General features: G+C 40.2%; 15 protein-coding genes. 6 read left to right on the top strand and 9 right to left on the bottom strand.

Going from position 1 to position 17,887, the window contains the following annotated elements:
• Positions 1-3 precede the first annotated feature (3 nt).
• Positions 4-2,688, bottom strand: coding sequence for a glycosyl hydrolase family 2 protein (locus H8S80_RS05025; protein WP_117630413.1), 2,685 nt, complete (start codon positions 2,686-2,688; stop codon positions 4-6).
• 165 nt (positions 2,689-2,853) lie between these two features.
• Between H8S80_RS05025 and H8S80_RS05020 the strand changes: the two genes are divergently transcribed.
• Positions 2,854-3,822, top strand: a complete 969-nt coding sequence (locus tag H8S80_RS05020) for an AraC family transcriptional regulator (protein WP_117630412.1) — start codon at positions 2,854-2,856, stop codon at positions 3,820-3,822.
• Positions 3,823-3,946: 124 nt separating this feature from the next.
• On the opposite strand, the gene H8S80_RS05015 is transcribed toward H8S80_RS05020, so the two are convergent.
• The 4 genes from H8S80_RS05015 to H8S80_RS05000 all read right to left on the bottom strand — a co-directional run bounded on the left by H8S80_RS05015 (position 3,947) and on the right by H8S80_RS05000 (position 10,608).
• Positions 3,947-6,349 carry a glycoside hydrolase family 3 N-terminal domain-containing protein gene (locus H8S80_RS05015; protein WP_117630411.1) on the bottom strand — a complete coding sequence of 801 codons (2,403 nt, stop codon included), beginning with the start codon at positions 6,347-6,349 and terminating at the stop codon, positions 3,947-3,949.
• Positions 6,350-6,372: 23 nt separating this feature from the next.
• Positions 6,373-7,752, bottom strand: coding sequence for a PTS transporter subunit EIIC (locus tag H8S80_RS05010; protein ID WP_117630410.1), 1,380 nt, complete (start codon positions 7,750-7,752; stop codon positions 6,373-6,375).
• A gap of 18 nt (positions 7,753-7,770) precedes the next feature.
• Entirely contained in the window at positions 7,771-8,748 is a 978-nt protein-coding gene (locus H8S80_RS05005) for a family 43 glycosylhydrolase (protein WP_117630409.1), read from the bottom strand.
• Positions 8,749-9,870: 1,122 nt separating this feature from the next.
• Positions 9,871-10,608 carry a hypothetical protein gene (locus H8S80_RS05000; protein ID WP_002599979.1) on the bottom strand — a complete coding sequence of 246 codons (738 nt, stop codon included), beginning with the start codon at positions 10,606-10,608 and terminating at the stop codon, positions 9,871-9,873.
• A 261-nt stretch (positions 10,609-10,869) separates the two neighbouring features.
• Between H8S80_RS05000 and H8S80_RS04995 the strand changes: the two genes are divergently transcribed.
• The 3 genes from H8S80_RS04995 to H8S80_RS35000 all read left to right on the top strand — a co-directional run bounded on the left by H8S80_RS04995 (position 10,870) and on the right by H8S80_RS35000 (position 12,918).
• Positions 10,870-11,139 carry a hypothetical protein gene (locus H8S80_RS04995; RefSeq protein WP_117630407.1) on the top strand — a complete coding sequence of 90 codons (270 nt, stop codon included), beginning with the start codon at positions 10,870-10,872 and terminating at the stop codon, positions 11,137-11,139.
• A 66-nt stretch (positions 11,140-11,205) separates the two neighbouring features.
• On the top strand, positions 11,206-12,375 hold the full coding sequence (locus tag H8S80_RS04990) for a hypothetical protein (RefSeq protein WP_147338523.1): 1,170 nt from the start codon (positions 11,206-11,208) through the stop codon (positions 12,373-12,375).
• A 267-nt stretch (positions 12,376-12,642) separates the two neighbouring features.
• Positions 12,643-12,918, top strand: coding sequence for a DDE-type integrase/transposase/recombinase (locus H8S80_RS35000; protein ID WP_117630405.1), 276 nt, complete (start codon positions 12,643-12,645; stop codon positions 12,916-12,918).
• 193 nt (positions 12,919-13,111) lie between these two features.
• Here H8S80_RS35000 and H8S80_RS04980 read toward each other — a convergent pair whose 3' ends face one another.
• From H8S80_RS04980 to H8S80_RS04965, 4 genes are all read right to left on the bottom strand, one after another.
• Positions 13,112-13,474, bottom strand: coding sequence for a hypothetical protein (locus H8S80_RS04980; RefSeq protein ID WP_117630404.1), 363 nt, complete (start codon positions 13,472-13,474; stop codon positions 13,112-13,114).
• A gap of 212 nt (positions 13,475-13,686) precedes the next feature.
• Complete coding sequence (locus H8S80_RS04975) at positions 13,687-13,842, bottom strand: hypothetical protein (protein WP_181987859.1); 156 nt, start codon at positions 13,840-13,842, stop codon at positions 13,687-13,689.
• A gap of 826 nt (positions 13,843-14,668) precedes the next feature.
• A complete protein-coding gene (locus H8S80_RS04970) occupies positions 14,669-15,001 on the bottom strand; it encodes a hypothetical protein (RefSeq protein WP_147338522.1) in 333 nt (110 codons plus the stop codon).
• An 81-nt stretch (positions 15,002-15,082) separates the two neighbouring features.
• Entirely contained in the window at positions 15,083-15,229 is a 147-nt protein-coding gene (locus tag H8S80_RS04965) for a hypothetical protein (RefSeq protein ID WP_181987858.1), read from the bottom strand.
• Positions 15,230-15,434: 205 nt separating this feature from the next.
• On the opposite strand from H8S80_RS04965, the gene H8S80_RS04960 reads away from it, so the two are divergent.
• Both H8S80_RS04960 and H8S80_RS04955 read left to right on the top strand, forming a co-directional pair.
• The gene (locus H8S80_RS04960; RefSeq protein WP_117630402.1) at positions 15,435-15,809 is read left to right on the top strand and encodes a BlaI/MecI/CopY family transcriptional regulator; all 375 of its coding nucleotides are present in this window, start codon (positions 15,435-15,437) and stop codon (positions 15,807-15,809) included.
• The gene (locus tag H8S80_RS04955; RefSeq protein WP_117630401.1) at positions 15,799-17,202 is read left to right on the top strand and encodes a M56 family metallopeptidase; all 1,404 of its coding nucleotides are present in this window, start codon (positions 15,799-15,801) and stop codon (positions 17,200-17,202) included. Before H8S80_RS04960 ends, H8S80_RS04955 begins: the two co-directional genes overlap by 11 nt.
• Positions 17,203-17,887: the final 685 nt, after the last annotated feature.

The following is a 17,887-nucleotide window of genomic DNA, read 5'->3' as shown; positions in this document are numbered from 1 at the left end:
AACTCAGCCTTCCTCAATCAAATCATTCCTCCTGGAATACAACACCACATCTCCCGTAATTCCCAAAGGTTCCATTACAATGAACTGCGACAAATAATCCTTCCTGTAACGTCCCAAATTGTTGACTACACGAATCTCCAGAACATTTTTGCCACCGATACTATAACCGGTTAAGTCAAAGGCATAGGGATAGGAAATTCTTCTTCCAACAGAAATTCCATTCAGATGTACTTCTGCAATTTCATTCACCTCCTCGATCACCAAGCTCATCTGCTCCAGGCATGATGAAAATTCCGTGCGGTAAATCAATTCTCCGGAAAAATCCTCCAGTTCTGATATTCGGTCCAGATCCGGGAGCGAATCAAACTCCCAGATCTGCTGTTTTGGTCCACCCAACCCTTTTCCTACTTCTACAGTCCAGTGCTGATTTTTAAGACTGAATGCATTTACCGCCTCAAATACGGCTGCCTGTGATAATACATTTCCAACTTTCGTTTCCTTTTCTTCCGCTGTATTTGTATAAAGAACCATCAATTCCCCTTTAGCCAAAGTAATGGAATACCCCTCGCCCTCCCGAGGAAGGTCCACCCTCCTGTTTTCCATGGGAGCGTATCCATGCAGAGGCTGGTCCGTGGGAAATGTGACATGAACGTTCAGATTCTCATACAGGTCTTCATTAAACAACAGGAAGATTTCCCCATCTTCATGGAAATAATGGTAATACCTTAAATATGGAACCTCTCTATCCGTAATCAACCGGTCCGTTTCTCCCTCTAATTTCTCCGGCAGTTCCTGCAATGTACAGACCCTTGAGATTGAATGCAGCTTATTAAGCAAGCCGATGTCTCCTCCTTTTTCGCTGAGAGCCTCCGGGAGTTCGTCTATAAACAGAATGTTCAATCCGTTTTCTCCCAGTCGGACGAGACTTTTTATAAGCTTTTCAGGAAGCCGCTGCGCGTATGGGACGATCAGCGAGCAAAATTTCTGCCCATTTACGACAATCTGCCCCCCGCCGACTGTCCTGCTTTGGGTCAGCATATCCGCGGATAGAATGTCAAACTCAATCTGATTTTCACTCATAACTCTCGCCGGTTTCTGGAACAACATGTAATTACCGGACCACTCCGCCTCCGCATGGTAGAGGAGACCCGTATTGCCTCCATGTTTTCCTCCCGACAGCAGAAATCCCAGCCTGTTAGTGTATTCCGATAAGATATTCAGATAAGTGAACTCCGGATTATTACCATGTGCATAGAGATGCGGCGGACAGTCCAGATCCGGAAAATCCTTCATGGAAAATGCATGAGGGACAAAATAGTTCACACCATTGGCCACCATGTGATCTGTAATCCATTTCATCAGTTTAAGTCCCTCCGCCCAGCCGTATGCACCAAATACTTCACACATTGTTCTGCCCTTTTTTCTTGGATCCAAATGGCCCAGAGAAGCTCCAAGCCTGGCCAGGCCAAATGTAAAGAATTCCCCATCCCAGCCTGTACTCGTAAAGGATTTAAACATATGGCGGTTCTGACGGGGCATCAGTTGATGCAGCACTACATCAATTCCTGACATATCCTGACCTGACATGGACTTAAAAAAATGGCCTGCTCCATACCCCAGACGGGCATGAGCATTATTATCTTCTATCACATGACCAATATACTCAATTCCCCGCTCTGTACACCAGTTTCCAATCACATTAGAAAAGTTTTCCGAATACATTCTACTGATGAAATCCATATACTGATACCGGATTTCATGTGCTCCTGCTGAGTCGCCAAGAAACAGCAGCAGCAGCCTTTTCATGAGCTCCTGCTCCGAAAGATCCAGCTCTGCAGCCAGCTCTCTCTCCATTCCAGGTTTCCATGGCAGCGGCATTTCGTATCTTCCAATCGACGCATCCGGGCCTTTCGCATTGCCCAGACGGGGTTCGTCAGAAAAAAATCCTTTGATGACGGTTCCAAACTTCTCCTTCAGCCGTTCATAATGAGGGACGTACACCGTTTCAAGCAATACTTCAGCAGCTTCTCTCTGCAATGGATTCAAGTATCCTTCCGTAGCAGCTTCTCCTCCCTGATACGTTGCCGACAGAAGAAATACAGACCATTCTCCTTCCGGTATATCCCATTTTAGAATGCCTTTTTCCTCCTCATATGGCAAAAAAAGAATGGATTCTTCGTCAATCTCCCGATCTCCCGACTTTCGCGCCGCCAGTACACCCAAAACCTGTGTTTCACCGCAGTCACTGTCACACAATTCTGGTTTTTCTGCTCCCACATTCATGATATTGGGCCGGTCCGTCTTCAGCCATTTCAGAAGAATTCGCCCATTCTTTTTCGGACCCACAAAATCGAGAGATCGGACAGTTAAATACATTTTTCTCAGTTGAGGATATCTTTCCTCTATCATCCCTGCCGCATAACCGGTAGGAAAATGCTTATCGTCTAAAATCCAAACATCCATTCCCAACCGTTCACATTCTCCTGTAATAAATTCTAAATCCTTCCACCAGGGTTCTTCTAAAAAAGCTTCATACGGCCTCGATTCCAGGCACACCGCTCCCATCCCACAGCCTGCTATCTTTTCAAGATAGTCTTTTATTACATTTCTCTCTTCTCCGTGCATCCAAAGAAACGGCATCATATGGTTATCATATTCTCCATTTATCACTTTTTCGATTCTGTCCACAATTTCACATCCTCACGCTATATTTTTTCTGTAAAGCTCCCTTTTCTTATAACTTTTCAAGAGATTCCTTTCCATTTTTGCTTTCCTATGATAATATGAGAATTAAAGAAAGACAATGGCAGTTCACATGTACTTTTATATCATATTTTACGAAAGGAGTCCTACATGCAAAGACTCGAATATCTGGATACATTTCTGCGGCAGCGAAAACCAAGCGAACTAAAATATCTGGAAACTGGAGAACTGTCAAAATCCTATTCCGAAATGAAGTATACGGTGCAGAATGGTCAAAAGCTATATATCTTCGATGGGTATATCCCACAAAATGAGGATTTTACCATTAGAAGGCACAATCGTTTCTCCCCTGTCCCGGAGCATATCCATAACTTCATAGAAATCAGTTACGTCTATAATGGTGAATTTACTCAAATCATTGATGGAAGAGAGGTTACACTGAAAAAAGGGGAACTTTGCCTGATTGATACAAACGTCCCTCACTCAATCGCTCCTACCGGAGAAGACGATATCATCATCAATATTTTAATTACGAAAGAATACTTTCGCAATGAACTGCTGATGAACTCATTCAGCAAAGGCATCATCACCGACTTTATCCTGGAAGTTATTTCAGAAACAGCCAATCACAGACAATACATTATATTTAAAAATAAAGAATTCACACAGATTCACTCTCTAATCTGCGAAATGCTGATGGAAACTTTCTTTCCTGCCATCGGTTCCAGTGAAGCTGTCGGCCACTATTTGAATATTTTCTTCATAAAGCTGGTTCGCGATTTCGATTACGAGACAAACGGGCAAACCAGCAGACAGGATACTGAAATTCTGGAAATCCTTAAATATTTGGAAACCAATATCGACGACATCAGCCTTTCTGCACTGGCCAGAAAGTTCAACTACTCACCCAATTACCTAAGTACGCTCCTCAAGAAAAAAACCGGGAAATCGTACTCGGAGATTATTCTTGAAAAGAGACTGAATAAAGCAAGAGTGCTTCTAACCACTACGGATATGAATATTAACGAAATCGCCGCGCAATCGGGCTTTAACAATCCAACCTTTTTCTACAAAAAATACAAAGAAAAATTTAAGCGTTTTCCCTCCCAGAGAAAGTGAGAGTCATTTTCTTTAAATCATTTTCCCAATGTATACCTAGAAAACAGCAGGACAATCACATGTCATGCCCTGCTGTTCCTTTCTCGCTTTTTTAACCATTCTGCCGCTTTTGCTGCATTCTATCCTAAATCACTCGGGCGTCCGCATAGAATCCTCTTTCTCTGCCTTCTATCCACGCATCTTCTGTAATACAGAACATATCACATAATTGGATCTCTTCCGAAGAGCTTCCAATCTGAATCTCAAACTCTCCCTTTTCAATCTTCCACCGCATCGTTCTATCAAGAAAGGCTGTCTGACTGGCCTTCATCACGAAGAAAACTCTTTTTTCCTCTCCAGCCTTCAGTGTGATTCGTTTAAAGCCAGCCAGTTCCTTAACCGGTCTCGTTGTGCTGGCATACAGATCACGGAAGTAGAGCTGAATAATTTCATCTCCTTTTCTGCTTCCTGTATTTTTTATTGTTAACTCAATTCCAATCTGCTCTTTTGGACCAATTGACTTTTGATCAATTTTTAAACCGGAGTATTCGAATGTCGTATAGGAAAGCCCATGGCCAAAATAATACCTTGGAGTATGTGGCATATCCACATAATTTTTAAATCCAATACTTTCTCCCTGGTGATAGGCAGAGCCGTTCGGATGGTTATAGTAAATTGGAATCTGACCTGCACATCTGGCCACGGACACGGGAAGACGGCCGCCTGGATTATATTCTCCGATAAGCACCTTAACAACTGCTTCCGCCCCCTTCTCTGCAGGATTCCATGCCTCCAGAATCGCATCCAGGTATTGGTCTGCCGCATCACTGGATATAGGTCTTCCATCAAAATGAATTCCCACCATCGGTTTGCCAAGCTCTGCTGCCCGCCGGATGAATGTCTCCTGGCAAAATGGCAGATTGATATTGGTTCCATCCACACCTTCTCCCATAGAGGCAACAGAACAGGAACCATTCTTTCCGCCCAGCGTCATGATTACCAGATCGGCCTCCGCCACTGCCTCAAGCGCTTCATCAATATGGGACAGGTCATCGCCCGCAATCGGATAACCGTACGCGTACCGGATTTTTGCCTCCGGTATTCTTCTGCTTAATTCCTCCAGGAGATTCGGGCAGTCCGGCTTGAGTTGTCTTAGCACACCGTCGAACGCCTCCGTCTCGTCACTCTGAATCTGTGTTCCCGGAACGGTTATCATCTCCCGTCCCTCCACACTGCCTGCTTTCATACCAGCAATGGAATTAGCCACAGCATGTACCGCTTCCATCATACTGATATGCGTATATCCGCCGAAGAAACATCTGGCATTTTGTGCATGGCAGCCCACCACTGCTATTTTCCGGCCGTTTGGATTGAATGGCAATACGCCATTGTTTTTCAGAAGAATCAGAGATTCTAACGCCGCCCGCAGCAGTATGCCCTCATCTTCCTTCCTGTAAAATGCCTCCTGAAGCGCTTCGTTTTCCAGCGCATATGGATGCTCGAAAATTCCCATGCGGAACTTTGCTTCCAGAATACGTCTAACTGCACGGTCCAGAATCTCCATATTTGCTCTTCCTGATCGGAACCACTCTTTCAATTCTTCGTTAAACCCAACGCAGTTCTGCATTTCTACATCCATTCCAGCTTCCATACACATAAGGCCGGCTTCCGTGACGCTTTCTCCTACTTTCTGTACATGAAAGACATTTCCCACGGCTCCATAATCGGCTGCACAGACTCCATCAAACCCCATCTCTTCCCTTAACAGCCCGGTCAACATTTTATGAGAGGATGACAATGGTTCTCCGTTAATAGATGAATAGCAGGGCATAATTCCTCTCAAGTTTGCTTCGCTGATGGACGCTTGGAATGGTTTTCCGTAAACTTCATTTAAGAGTCTTTCCGGAATGTCACAGTTAGCCCCATGGATTCCTCCCTGGGAATTATGAAATCCAAGAAAATGCTTTGCAACAGATTCCGCCTTTCTACCAGCCGTTTCTCCCTCCTGAACGCCATTCGTATAAGCAGTTCCAAGCGCTGCCGCCAGTGTCGGGTCTTCCCCATATGTTTCGCTCTGCCTGCCCATTCGGGAGTCCCTGCTAATATCTAAAACCGGAGCCAGAACCTGGGTAATACCGCAGGAAAGTTCTTGTCTGCTCACAATTTTCCCCAACGATTCTTCCAGCTCAGGGTCCCAGGAAGACCCCCTGGCGATTCCGGACGGAAGGCTGACAGAATTCTGTATAAACGGGCCGCATAGTCCTTCCATATGAAAAACTGCCGGAACGTGGTGCGGACTGTTCTCCATGACCATCTTCTGAATCTTTCGCTGCCATGCGGCCGCTTCATCCAGGCTTTTTAATTTCCTGATATTTAGAGTACTGACCTGGCCAATTCCATATTTCGCCTGCTGCGCAAGTTCCTCCCAGTTATCCCTTCGGGGAAACAGGCAGTTCACCTGGCCCATTTTCTCTTCCAGACTCAGCCTGGATAAAAGGTCAGCCGCACGCTCTTGTGGTGTTAAATTCACATTTAAATATTTTTCCATGCTGCACTCCTTTCCTTGGTCTGTTACACATCTTTATCCGTGGTTAAGTACGTGAGAATGGTACTGATTCCAAAGCTGACAGCAAATGTCACAAAATAGCCAATGATTGACCTGGGGTTTCCGCTCGGATCCATATGAGCACCAAACGTCAGGATTCCTCCCACCGTAGCTGCCGCAAACTGATTTACACCTAATACAGAGCATAACGGACCCGCAATACCACCTGCAATCATTGCACAGATAAACGGTTTTCTATAAGGCAGCGCCACACCGAAAATCGCTGGCTCCGTAATTCCGAAAAGTGCCGATGTCATCGCAGTAAAACCTATGGATTTTCGATCTTTCTTCTTCGCCTTCAGTGCAAATCCTAATGCAGCTCCGGCCAATGCCCAGACACCCATGCCCAGAATCGGGTTGAAGCTGTTGGAACCCTGTCTGATTGTAATATCTGTCAAAATCGGGATGAATGCGTAATGAAGCCCAAACATAACACAAACCTGCCAGAACGCACCAAATATCACACCTGCAAGCAGAGGACTTAAATTATAGATTCCCATCGTACCGTTTGCAAGTACTTCACCAACCATTGTAAACACCGGTCCGATCACTAAAAATGTAAATGGAACCATAACCAGAACAAGAATGATTAGCTTAACAAATTCCAGAAATGCCGGTATGTATTTATCAAGAAATTTTTCGAATTTTCCAGCAAGCAGTACGCTGATCATAACCGGGAATATGGAATTGCCATAAGTCACTGAGGCGACTGGAATTCCCAAAAATGTCAGGCTTCCTTCCCCCATGACTGTAACGATTGCCGGAAGAACAAGACTTGCACCGATAACGGAACCGACATAAGGATTGGAACCTGCGTACTTAGCCACCGAGAACGCAATAATAATCGGTAAAAAGTATAAAAATCCATCATTGGCAGCAGACAGAATCACATAGGTACCGTCTGTCGTATTCAGAATCCCTGCTGTCACAAAGATTGCCAGACAGCCTTTCAGCACACCGACCGCAGCCATGGTCGGCACCAGTGGATAGATCATATTCATAAGCGCCCTTGATAATCGGTTAATCAGCTTCTCCTTATTTTTCGATTTGATGCTGTCCAGCTTTTCTTTCACCTCATCCATATCCGTCTCTTTGGAACCGTTACCTAAAGCATTCTGTACATCTTTATAAACATCTTTCACCGCGTTACCAATAATTACCTGGTACTGTCCACCAGCTCTCATCACGCCCATAACCTTTGGTGTCCCCTTAATCATCTCGTCATCAGCCAGCGCCTCATCGGCCAGCTCAAATCTCAGCCGTGTGGCACAATGGGTCACACTGACCACATTGTTTTTTCCTCCTACCCCTTTTATAATTTCCTCTGCCAACTCTCTACCATTCATTTTCCGCTCTCCTTTTCCTTATATCTCCGGATTCCATTGAGACTTCCATTCAATTTTGGGAACATCCTCTTCAAATGTAACCGGCAGCCACACGTATTGCGCTATACTCGTATTAATGTTCCAGGAACTTTTTTGATGCTCCCGATTTAAATCTGGCACCCATCTGTCGCCAACCGCAAGATAAAAATCTTTCTGAGGAACCGAAAAGACACTGCTGATTTGGGAATTAAATGTATTGCCAGCCTTATCACCAATGCATGGGTCTCCGGTAATGTACCATGGCCCATGCATTTGCTCCGCTCTGGCCGCCAATGCACGGTTCGGATAATACCCAGTTGTACCGGAAGTAATCATATAGTACCACCGTCCCCTCTTGAATACAGCCGGCGCTTCCCGTGCAATCGGCGGCCCGATGAAATGCAGATGGGTCGAATAATGACCGGTTACGTTCTTATAATCATCCGCCAGATCGGCAATCACAATCTCCGTGTGCACCTTTCCAAAAATGAGAAATGCTTTTTTGTCCTCATCGACAAACAAATCAAAATCGCCGCTGCTCATATCGAGGGGAACAATTCTGTCTATCAGCTTAAATTCCCCGGTAATCATCTTCGATGTGGCAATTCCCATATACTGATGCTTCCAGTTTCTTGGTTCCTCATCCGAGCCCACCAGCTTCATCCACATGACATATTCTTTATTTTTTTCATTGTAAATGATATGTGGCCTGTCCATGATTCTGGACGGATGCAGGGGATGTCTCTCATCATCGGCTGCCTTTAATATCGTATTTTCAAATGTCCAGTTTATCAAATCCTTCGATGAATAGCAGTTCACACCATTATGCCAGACTCCGGACCCTGGGACTGTGTTCTCTTTATTTTCCCCATAGAAGTAATATCTGCCATCCACTTCAATTATGCTTCCCCCATGAGCCTGTATTCTGTCTCCCCTGCTGTCAAACCACGGTCTTCCCGGGATTATTCCATATTCCACGCTTTCTCCTCCTTTATTTTGAGCACTTAACTCATACTCGCTTCGTTAACCAAAGTATACCCTTTTGCTCCGGTTCCCACAATATCAGAACAACCTTATTTTTATATCATTTTATACGATATCAGGCCAAAGAAATTCCCCGGCTCTGAATAACCGAACCGGGGGATTTCTTTGGCCTGTCAGCCTCTCCTCTCTTTTTCGTTTTTTAACCTGTCGTTTTCCGCTTCCACATTCAGGAATGACAGTGTGATGATTGCCACCAGGGTCAGGAAGACAAGAGATAATAAATAGCCATGATTGATGAATTTAAGCGCGGCACAACGTTTGAACTGTCGGACTTGCAGGTGCCAAACTGATACAGCGTGATTATAAAAGAAATTACACACGGGAAACACTATAATAAGCCTAAAAAATAAAGAAGGAGGACATTTCAATGCATGAGCCTGCTGAACCTCCTTTTCTTTCATATTACGACTGCGGTTCCCTACCGCATTCCCAGTGAGGATGAACTGAATAAAGCGTATATGAAGACAAAGACGATGCGTAGTATCCTTTCCTATATAGAAGCAAATTATCAGGAAAAACTGCCGCTGTCAGATGTGGCACGTCACGAGCATCTGTCAGTGACCTACTTATCACATTTTTCACTGAAAATTTCGGTCTCAATTTTCAGGAATATCTCAGTAACTTACGCTATTTAAACAATGTGTTTAAGAAAAACTATGGTTGCCCCCAGACAATATCGTCATAATTTTGAAAAAGCAAGCCTGCCCAGACAGCAGAAGTCCATGCTGAGTACACAGAACTTTCTGTCCAGGCAGTCCTGCCTTGTTTTGTTGAAGGATTTTGGAATTTAGTGTTATGGTTACCGAATAACACTGATTATATACTTTTAATGCGATAGCAAATACGTACTGATTCAGTTCCTTTTGGAACCCTTAGGGAGTCCAGGATTTTGTCCGCCCCCATTCAAATCACTATTAGTACATTTCAGACTCTCTCGCAGTACTTATAGATTGTGTATTTGCATATGTTTACAATGGTTTTTGTGTCAAATTATCTTAGAAGTCTGATAAAATCCCGTCTCATATTACAGGTACTGGATTCTTGATTAGAGTTATTTTAGGGTGTATTGATGTTTTTTGCTATCCAATCAATCATCTCTTCTTCAGTCATATTTAGATCATAATACATATAGTTATTTGAAAACCATTCACTAATAGTTCCTGGCGTACTATTGAAATAATATTCTTCTAAGATTTCTTCACATCCTTCGATGGGGCCAAGTTCAATTGTTTTTATAACAGGGTTACCATCTAAAACTCGATCAAAAATTAGTTTGGTTTTGGTATATGCTATAGGGAAACGTTCATCAGTTTGAGGATCTTTGCCACTCCATTTAACTGTAACAATAATACTATTATCATCATTTATTGGAGCATTGTCAAAAGTACCACGTGACCCTAAAAAAGCTACATAACAGGAAATGTGCCCGGAAGCTTTCCCAGCTTCTATTTTATCAATTACGATTTCTTCCATCACAGAACCAGAGGCGGCTGTCGGAGGATGGTAAGAAGGATCAAATACTTTTCCAACAAAATATGATAAATATTCATCAGTTTCCTTTGAAGTGCTTTTATTCACTTCTTCATTTTCAGACGCAACTTGCTCATCTGTTTTGTTTAGCTCCAAATTTTTATCCTGAATTCCTTTCGTTTCGGGATTCCACATATTTTCTTGCATATCTCCCGAATCCTTGTTTTCAACGATAGTTGCTTCAGAATATTTATTATGATCGTTTCCCAAATTCGCTGATGCTAATATAAATGTTAATATAATGATATAAATATAGTTATTCATCTTTTTCCCTGTTTTAGTATAAGTGTTTGATAAAAGTCGTAACTCATTAAATAACCTGCTTCTTATTAACTTTTTTTAATTTTAGTAAATATAATATAAATCTAAATTTTTGTCAATAACGCAATTCGAATATACGTTCAATTTTAATCAACAAATTGTAAGCACACTATAATAATATTAGTGCACACACTTGATAACTAATAACTGTAATTCCGGTTTACAGTTATTAAAACAAAAAATCTAAATAAAAGGAGTTTTATTATGGCAGATTATTTTAAACGATGGGTTTTTGTCGTCATGAAACCCGGTATTAAGTTCGACAGTTTAACAATTAGATCCCATGAAGACTTTATTGGGCATGCTGATTTTCTGGCTATTTCATCTGATAATGAAAATTACTTAGATTTAATTAGTGGTAAAAAATATTCACTATCAGAAATTTACAGTAATGGTTACCGACCTGCCGGACAAAAATTAGTTTTAAGTATTTTAGAGCCTTCACGAGGTGTCGAAGTTATTAGTGAGACCTAAAGGCTATCCGCTACAGAATTTGAAGTTTATAAGCGTGGGAATTTAAAAGGGAAATTCAAGGGATATTTGGATACGACTTTGAGAGGTTCAGATAATCTTATGATTTTAAATCCCGTAGAAGTATTTACTGCTCTTGATTTTGTTTGTACAATTAGTGCATCTGGAGAGGACTATCTTCTTAAACATCAAAGCAGTCAAGGTGAGGACGACTATTACATAGCACCTAAAGCCGTGTATGGGGAAGTATGCCTTGATAATATGTCAATGGCGGGTTTAATGACTGCATTAAAACAAAGATACTATTGTACAACATCAAAACATGTAGTTGATAATACCGAAGTCGAACGAATCCATGTGGCGGCTCCAGCTAAGCGGTTATCAGGCAAAGATAATCCAGACAATTTACCACTATATGATCGCTCTCCCATTGATATTGTAGATATAGAAGCAGCGGCAAGAGATATGGGGCTGGGAAAAAAAGTTAAGAGTTGGAAAATAGATTATAAAAAGTTTTGGAAAGACAGTACTTATAAGCCTAATCCGTTGCTGCATGGTTTGGGAGATTTTACAGATACGAGTGTACGCAATGCGATAAGTGCAATGGGATCTTCACCATATATATCGTCAAGTTCACCATATTATGGGAAAAGAAAAGATCCATCCGATAAAACTGAACCAAGAATTTGTGATGATAGAGTTATTATGGCGATTCCTTGGCGAAACTTAGTCGATCCCGATAAGTTGACAGATGATGTATTAAGCCAATTAAATACCACTGGAGGACTTACAATAAATTCACCATGGAATAGTGGACCTCTCGGATATAATAAATATGAAAATATGGTAATGGGAAGGATACCTGGTATTTTCGATGAGAAAGTTTGTGCTGGTATATACTTCGATGTAGTTTTTGAGGATGGAACAACTTTGGCTTGTATTTCAGGGGATGGTAAAGGAACGCATTTGGGTCAACTGGGTACGGCGAATGGGCCGGTATCTATTTGGGCTTATGATCCTTTTTGTGAAGGATATGCACACCTAAGGTTAAAATCAGCAAATATAGATGATCGTTCTTATATAAGTGTTTTAGAGCTGTGTGGTTATTCTGAACACGCAGAACTACATTTTGACTATAGGTCCAAGCGAATAAAGGAAATAATTACTTATGGTATACAGCATTTACCTGATGAAAAAAACCAGTATATTTCGTGGACGCAGAAATGTAATATGACCTAAGTATTTAGGGAGACAGCAAAGGCTTTAATAAAAGGAGTATCGCATATTGACCGAAATCATTTTGATTTCTTGTCAGGAGCGATGCTCCTGTTTTTTGGGTGGGGCAGATAAAATCCTGGACTCCCTAAGGGTTCCGAAAGGAGCTGAGTCAATACGTATTCACAAATAAATTTGCTATTGCATTGAAAGTATAATTCACTGCCAATTTTATTAGAAAGTATTGCATTTTCAAAAACCAAGAATGCAGCTATACAAAAGCGGATAAATATGAGGAACTTATATGCTGGTAAGCCAAATGAAAAGTGGCTGACTGATATTACTGAGTTTGCACTTCCCGTTGGTAAAGTTTACCTTTCTGCACTAGCGGATTGTTTTGATGGCATGCTCCCTGGCCGGAGAATCAGCAAAACACCGGATTTCGTTCTAGTTAATACCATGTTGGAGCAGTCAATATCTCGGCTTCCGACAGGAGAACCGCCGATCATCCACAATGACAGAGGCTGTAATTATCGCTGGCTAGCTGGATTGAGATGGCAGGTTTGAGTCGTTCTATGTTCCCAAAGGGGAGTACCCCAGATAATGCTGCCTGTAAAGGTCCACTTGGATGCTTAAAAATGAACTCTCTGTAAAAGCAGTTTTCTTTACCCTCCTCCAAATATGAGCCCAAGAGAGTACCGTCATAATCTCGGTCTAGTCGCATGGCTAATCCGGGATTTTGTCAGTATCCCATACTTATTTAAATTTTCAACCTCATCTGCCCATTACATTCTATTTGCGCTTTATTTATCCGTATATGCTCCAGTGTTCTGCAGATAAATTCCAGATCATCTACCAGATAGCCACATTCCCCTATTATACTCAAAAGTTCCTCTTCTGCCTCAGACTCCATTTTCTGTATTTCTCCTGCTAACCTGTTCAGTAAGGATAAATTCATTGTATCGAGTTGATATTCTTTAAAAATGACATAATCAGGTGCCTTTAATTTGATTAAGCATTGTTCCACTTGATCAGCACCAATGCAGCGTTGTGCTCTTACAATATTCTCCTCCACAGTCGGAAGAGGGATACGAACTGTTCTGCGATTATTGGTGAGTTCCATCCAAACAGAACTCGTTCTTTTAAACTCCCAGTCTTCTCTAAAATCAGGTGTGAATCCGGTATTATTCCATACTCGTTCTTGATAATACGGTGCTTGAAGCTGAAACATCTACGGAGGAATGTACAGGGCATCAGATAAAATAAAGGAAAAGGATAGCAGGCTGCAGACAAATAATTTTTAATTTGTACACTTACTTAGTCAAGAAAACACAGTCATAATGCAAAAAATCTAATGTCCTCTTCCGATGGACATAAATATGCTATATATATTTGTTCACCTTTCCCGATTCCCATCTGTATAAGAATATGCTTGCCAATAATTAGTTCCCCATTTTCATTTGTCTTCAGGAATATTTCTTTTAATATCATCTGATCCTCCTAATAAATATTTATTTTTACTGGTTATCGGGGTGATTACCAGTAATTTTCATAAAAGCATTTTTATTCTGCCCTTTCTCTTAATATCAGCCCCTCTCCTCTAATAAAATATGTTTTATTGGTTATCACACTGATAACCAACAAAACATAAAAAACTATATGCTTTTCCAATTCCACTCTTCTACCCACTAAAAAAGCAGAGAATTTTATAAAATTCGCCTGCTCCATAGTAGATAAACCTTATTTTCATCACTTACCACTATCTTTCATTTTTTTGGTTATCGCGATCCTCCCTCTCCCTTACACAGCAAAACCCCGGTTCAAAATCCTCGAACCGGGGTATGTCATCCACACTTTGCCATTTTCAGCCCCATAAAACACAGCCGAAAAATCCATGATTTCAGCCCATTTTCAGGGCCATAACCGCCACATATTGTGGTTATACGCACTTTTTTATCCAAATACCACAAGTGTCATCCATATCACTGATTACACCTCATCAATTGCCTTACCAATCACACTTCCATGATCTCCAGATACTTGTAATTCTCCACTCCTCATCAAAAAAAGACCAAGCAAAATACTTCCACCTGATCTTCTTTAAAAGTTTTTACTATCTTAAATGGTGTAATTTAATGACATTATAGTTGTTGATACACCTATAATTGAAATACCATGATACAACACATTCATAACCTAATGCTTACGTTTGATAAAATACCATATGATTACAATGATTACTATGACAAGTAATACTAATATTGCTAAATTAGCAACTTGAACTATAAAGTCTAAAATATAATATTTATCCTTCATATTATCTGATTACCGCAACAGTCCCTTCCAGATTTACTTCGCGCTCATAAAGTTCTGTTGCTCCACTTTCCAAGTTAATATATGCACTAATAACACCGTCAGCATAACAAAATACATCTTTTCCATCACGCATAATCTCAGCTCCCAATGAATTTTCTGTCCACGTAAAACCCATATTGAAACCAGATGTAACCGTGTATGGATCTGTATAGGTAATGGTACCAGTATTTCCATTTCCTGAAGTACCATAACGTAACTTAAGTGTTACAGTTCCACCCAAAACTCCTATTCTTTCTGAATCCACAGTTGCATTACCATTCGTTGATCTTGCCAACGCATTAGCCGGCTCTTTCACTGTATTTGAAATCGAAAATACCTCATTTAAATAAGCTAATGCATCAGATTCAGTCTTAAACTACATCGGAATTACACCATCTGGAATCTCTGACGCAGATATCTGCCTTAAATCTTCACTCGTAATCTTTTCTGATGCAAATGCTATTCCCATCATTAAATTAGAAATTAACGCTATACTTAATAATAATCCAAATATCTTTTTCATATGCTACCTCCATTTTATTTGAATATCTGTAATAATTTTCGCGTACAATCATTTTACATTTGCATTGGTATCACCTCCTATATTATATTTACATATTATCACGATTAAGTAAATATGTCAATTTTTTATTTAATATTGTTAAGCTTGTATTTTTACATATTTATAGTATAATATAAATATGATAATTTATAAGTGAGGTGAAACTATGAATTACGAACCATTATCCCCCAAAGAATATGAATTTATGGAAATTATCTGGGCGCATCCGGAAGGTATCTCAAGTCATGACATATGTGAAAATTTTCCTCAAGCTCAAGGCACAAAAGCAACTATATTATTTCGTATTCGCAAAAAAGGCTATGCAACTATGCGTCAGGTGGTAAAACAAACCATTTATACTCCTTTAATGTCCAAAGAAGAATATAGACGAATAATTTCTGAGCAAAATTTAAAAAGGAAATTAGGTATTTCTTCATTAGAAGGTCTAGTCGCGTCCTTATGCGGAAAGAAAGAACTCTCAGCAAAACAGGCAGACAAATTAAACAATTTTATTGAAGAGTTGATGAAAGATGATGAATAACCTTATTCTATTAATTTTTACCACTACTATATCTGGCAGTATTCTCTTTATGCTTTTACTATTAATTGATTATTTTTTCAATCAGCATATAAGAACCATTTATTTTATCTCGAAATTATTACTACTTTTCTATATGATCCCAGGCATTGGCTTATCGCTTTTTATTATTGGCTTAAATACAAAACAGATAGCACTTTCAATTCAAACTGAGGATTTTAATTATGCTGTTGTATCCAGTGGAAACAACATTAGTTCCCTTAAAAATGGCAATGCTTTTTTGATTACTACATTGATAATTTGGATGATTGGTATTTTACTATTATATGTTTTGAGATTAATTAGGGATATATGCACACTCCACAGGCTCCGCTGTAATTCTACCAGAATAGAATGCGGAAATATACTTCTGGCATGTAATAAAATTAAGAAACAGTTAAAGGTTAACAAGGAGGTCAAATTATACCAGTCTAACCTTATCAGTACCCCATTTATTACTGGGATTTTCCGACCGATTATTTTTGTTCCTGAATATGATTTTTCAGCAAAAGAATGGGATCTAATTTTAACTCATGAGCTTATTCATTTAAAAAATAACGATATTCTTTTCAAAATGTTGCTTACGTTTATACAAAAGCTACATTGGTTTAATCCGATCATCTATTTTTACACAAAAAAGTTTTATGAGTTTTGCGAATGTACCTGCGATCGAAACGTGTCCGCTGTAATTAATAAAGAACAACGCGCTGTATATGCGCATCTGATTGTTAAATTGGCTCGCGATATTCCAGCCAGTACAATATCTGTTAATGCTTTCTCAGATAAAAATTACAAATTAATAAAAAGGAGGATATGTTGTATTATGAAAAAATCAAAAAAAATCAACGCTGCGTTTATTATTACTCTTGCACTATTTACTATTCTATCACCAGCCGTTACCTATGGGGCTGTCAATGAAATAGTTAGTGCACAAAATCATCTTGTTGCTCAATTTGCATCTGCTGCTCTAAATGAAATAAACAATAACGCTTCTAGCCTTCTAAAAGTACAAGGTGAAAGTAATAATACCTCTACAAACATAGGAACGTTAAGTGTAAGAGGCAGTAATCAAGTTGACTTTATGGTACCCGGACAGGGATCCGTAAAGTTTAATTCAGTATCTTTGCAAAGCGGTTCCTCAATACGCGTACTAATTGGTGCCGATAATACCTCGGATAAGTTTGAGGTAAGAGTTTTAGACAGTAATGGAAATGGTAGCAAGTTAATCTCTGATTCAGGATCAGTCAACGGCACAATTGACATAGACACTGCCGGAAACTATACAATTAGTATTGTTGGTAAAAACAGCAGTAGTACTAAATTTCATGTAACAGGAACTATAATTATAAATTACTAAAAGACTCTATATCACCAATTTCCAAAACTTTTTGGTTATCACATTTCTCCTTTAAACGTAGCAAAACCCCGGTTCAAAATCCTCGAACCGGGGTATGTCATCCACACTTTGCCATTTTCAGCCTCATAAAACACAGCCGAAAATTCCATGATTTAAGCCCATTTTCAAGCTCCGAACTACCATATCTTGTAGTTTTGCTCACATTTTTTTCAAATACCACAAGTGTCATCCAAATGACTGACTACACCTCATCAATCGCCTTCCCAATATCACCTCTATATTTATATTTATCTGGTTACCACCCTGATAACCAATAGGTTACCACTCACTAACCCATTCCATTTCATTACCTTTATATCCACTCTCTTCAACATACAGCTATTAATATTTTTCATATTCACCAATAAAAAAGACCAAGCGAAATATTTCCACCTGATCTTCTTCAAAAACTTTTAATTTTCTGGTTATCACCCCGATAAACAACTACTTAAAATCTATCCTGTTTCCATAAATTACTTTCTATTTTCTCCGCTCCCCAACCACACTCAGTTAAAAATCCCTTCCAAACACCCTAAAAACAGTCCCTCATCCGCCTGATATCTATTAAAGGCCCTATTTCTGCCCTAAAAACACAGCTTAATTTTGCCCGAATTTCGGCCATTTTCTGCTCCACGGCCACTATATC

This window comes from Hungatella sp. L36, from assembly GCF_014288035.1.
The sequence above is the reverse complement of the archived record's forward strand: the minus strand, read 5'-3'. Positions and strand labels throughout refer to the sequence as shown.

Bases quoted from the DNA above. Each gene is read 5' to 3' on its own strand.
- H8S80_RS05020 (WP_117630412.1), top strand. From the start codon at position 2,854: ATGCAAAGACTCGAATATCTGGATACATTTCTGCGGCAGCGAAAACCA.
- H8S80_RS05015 (WP_117630411.1), bottom strand. From the start codon at position 6,349: ATGGAAAAATATTTAAATGTGAATTTAACACCACAAGAGCGTGCGGCT.
- H8S80_RS05010 (WP_117630410.1), bottom strand. From the start codon at position 7,752: ATGAATGGTAGAGAGTTGGCAGAGGAAATTATAAAAGGGGTAGGAGGA.
- H8S80_RS05000 (WP_002599979.1), bottom strand. From the start codon at position 10,608: ATGAATAACTATATTTATATCATTATATTAACATTTATATTAGCATCA.
- H8S80_RS04995 (WP_117630407.1), top strand. From the start codon at position 10,870: ATGGCAGATTATTTTAAACGATGGGTTTTTGTCGTCATGAAACCCGGT.
- H8S80_RS35000 (WP_117630405.1), top strand. From the start codon at position 12,643: ATGAGGAACTTATATGCTGGTAAGCCAAATGAAAAGTGGCTGACTGAT.
- H8S80_RS04980 (WP_117630404.1), bottom strand. From the start codon at position 13,474: ATGGAACTCACCAATAATCGCAGAACAGTTCGTATCCCTCTTCCGACT.
- H8S80_RS04975 (WP_181987859.1), bottom strand. From the start codon at position 13,842: ATGATATTAAAAGAAATATTCCTGAAGACAAATGAAAATGGGGAACTA.
- H8S80_RS04965 (WP_181987858.1), bottom strand. From the start codon at position 15,229: ATGAAAAAGATATTTGGATTATTATTAAGTATAGCGTTAATTTCTAAT.
- H8S80_RS04960 (WP_117630402.1), top strand. From the start codon at position 15,435: ATGAATTACGAACCATTATCCCCCAAAGAATATGAATTTATGGAAATT.
- H8S80_RS04955 (WP_117630401.1), top strand. From the start codon at position 15,799: ATGATGAATAACCTTATTCTATTAATTTTTACCACTACTATATCTGGC.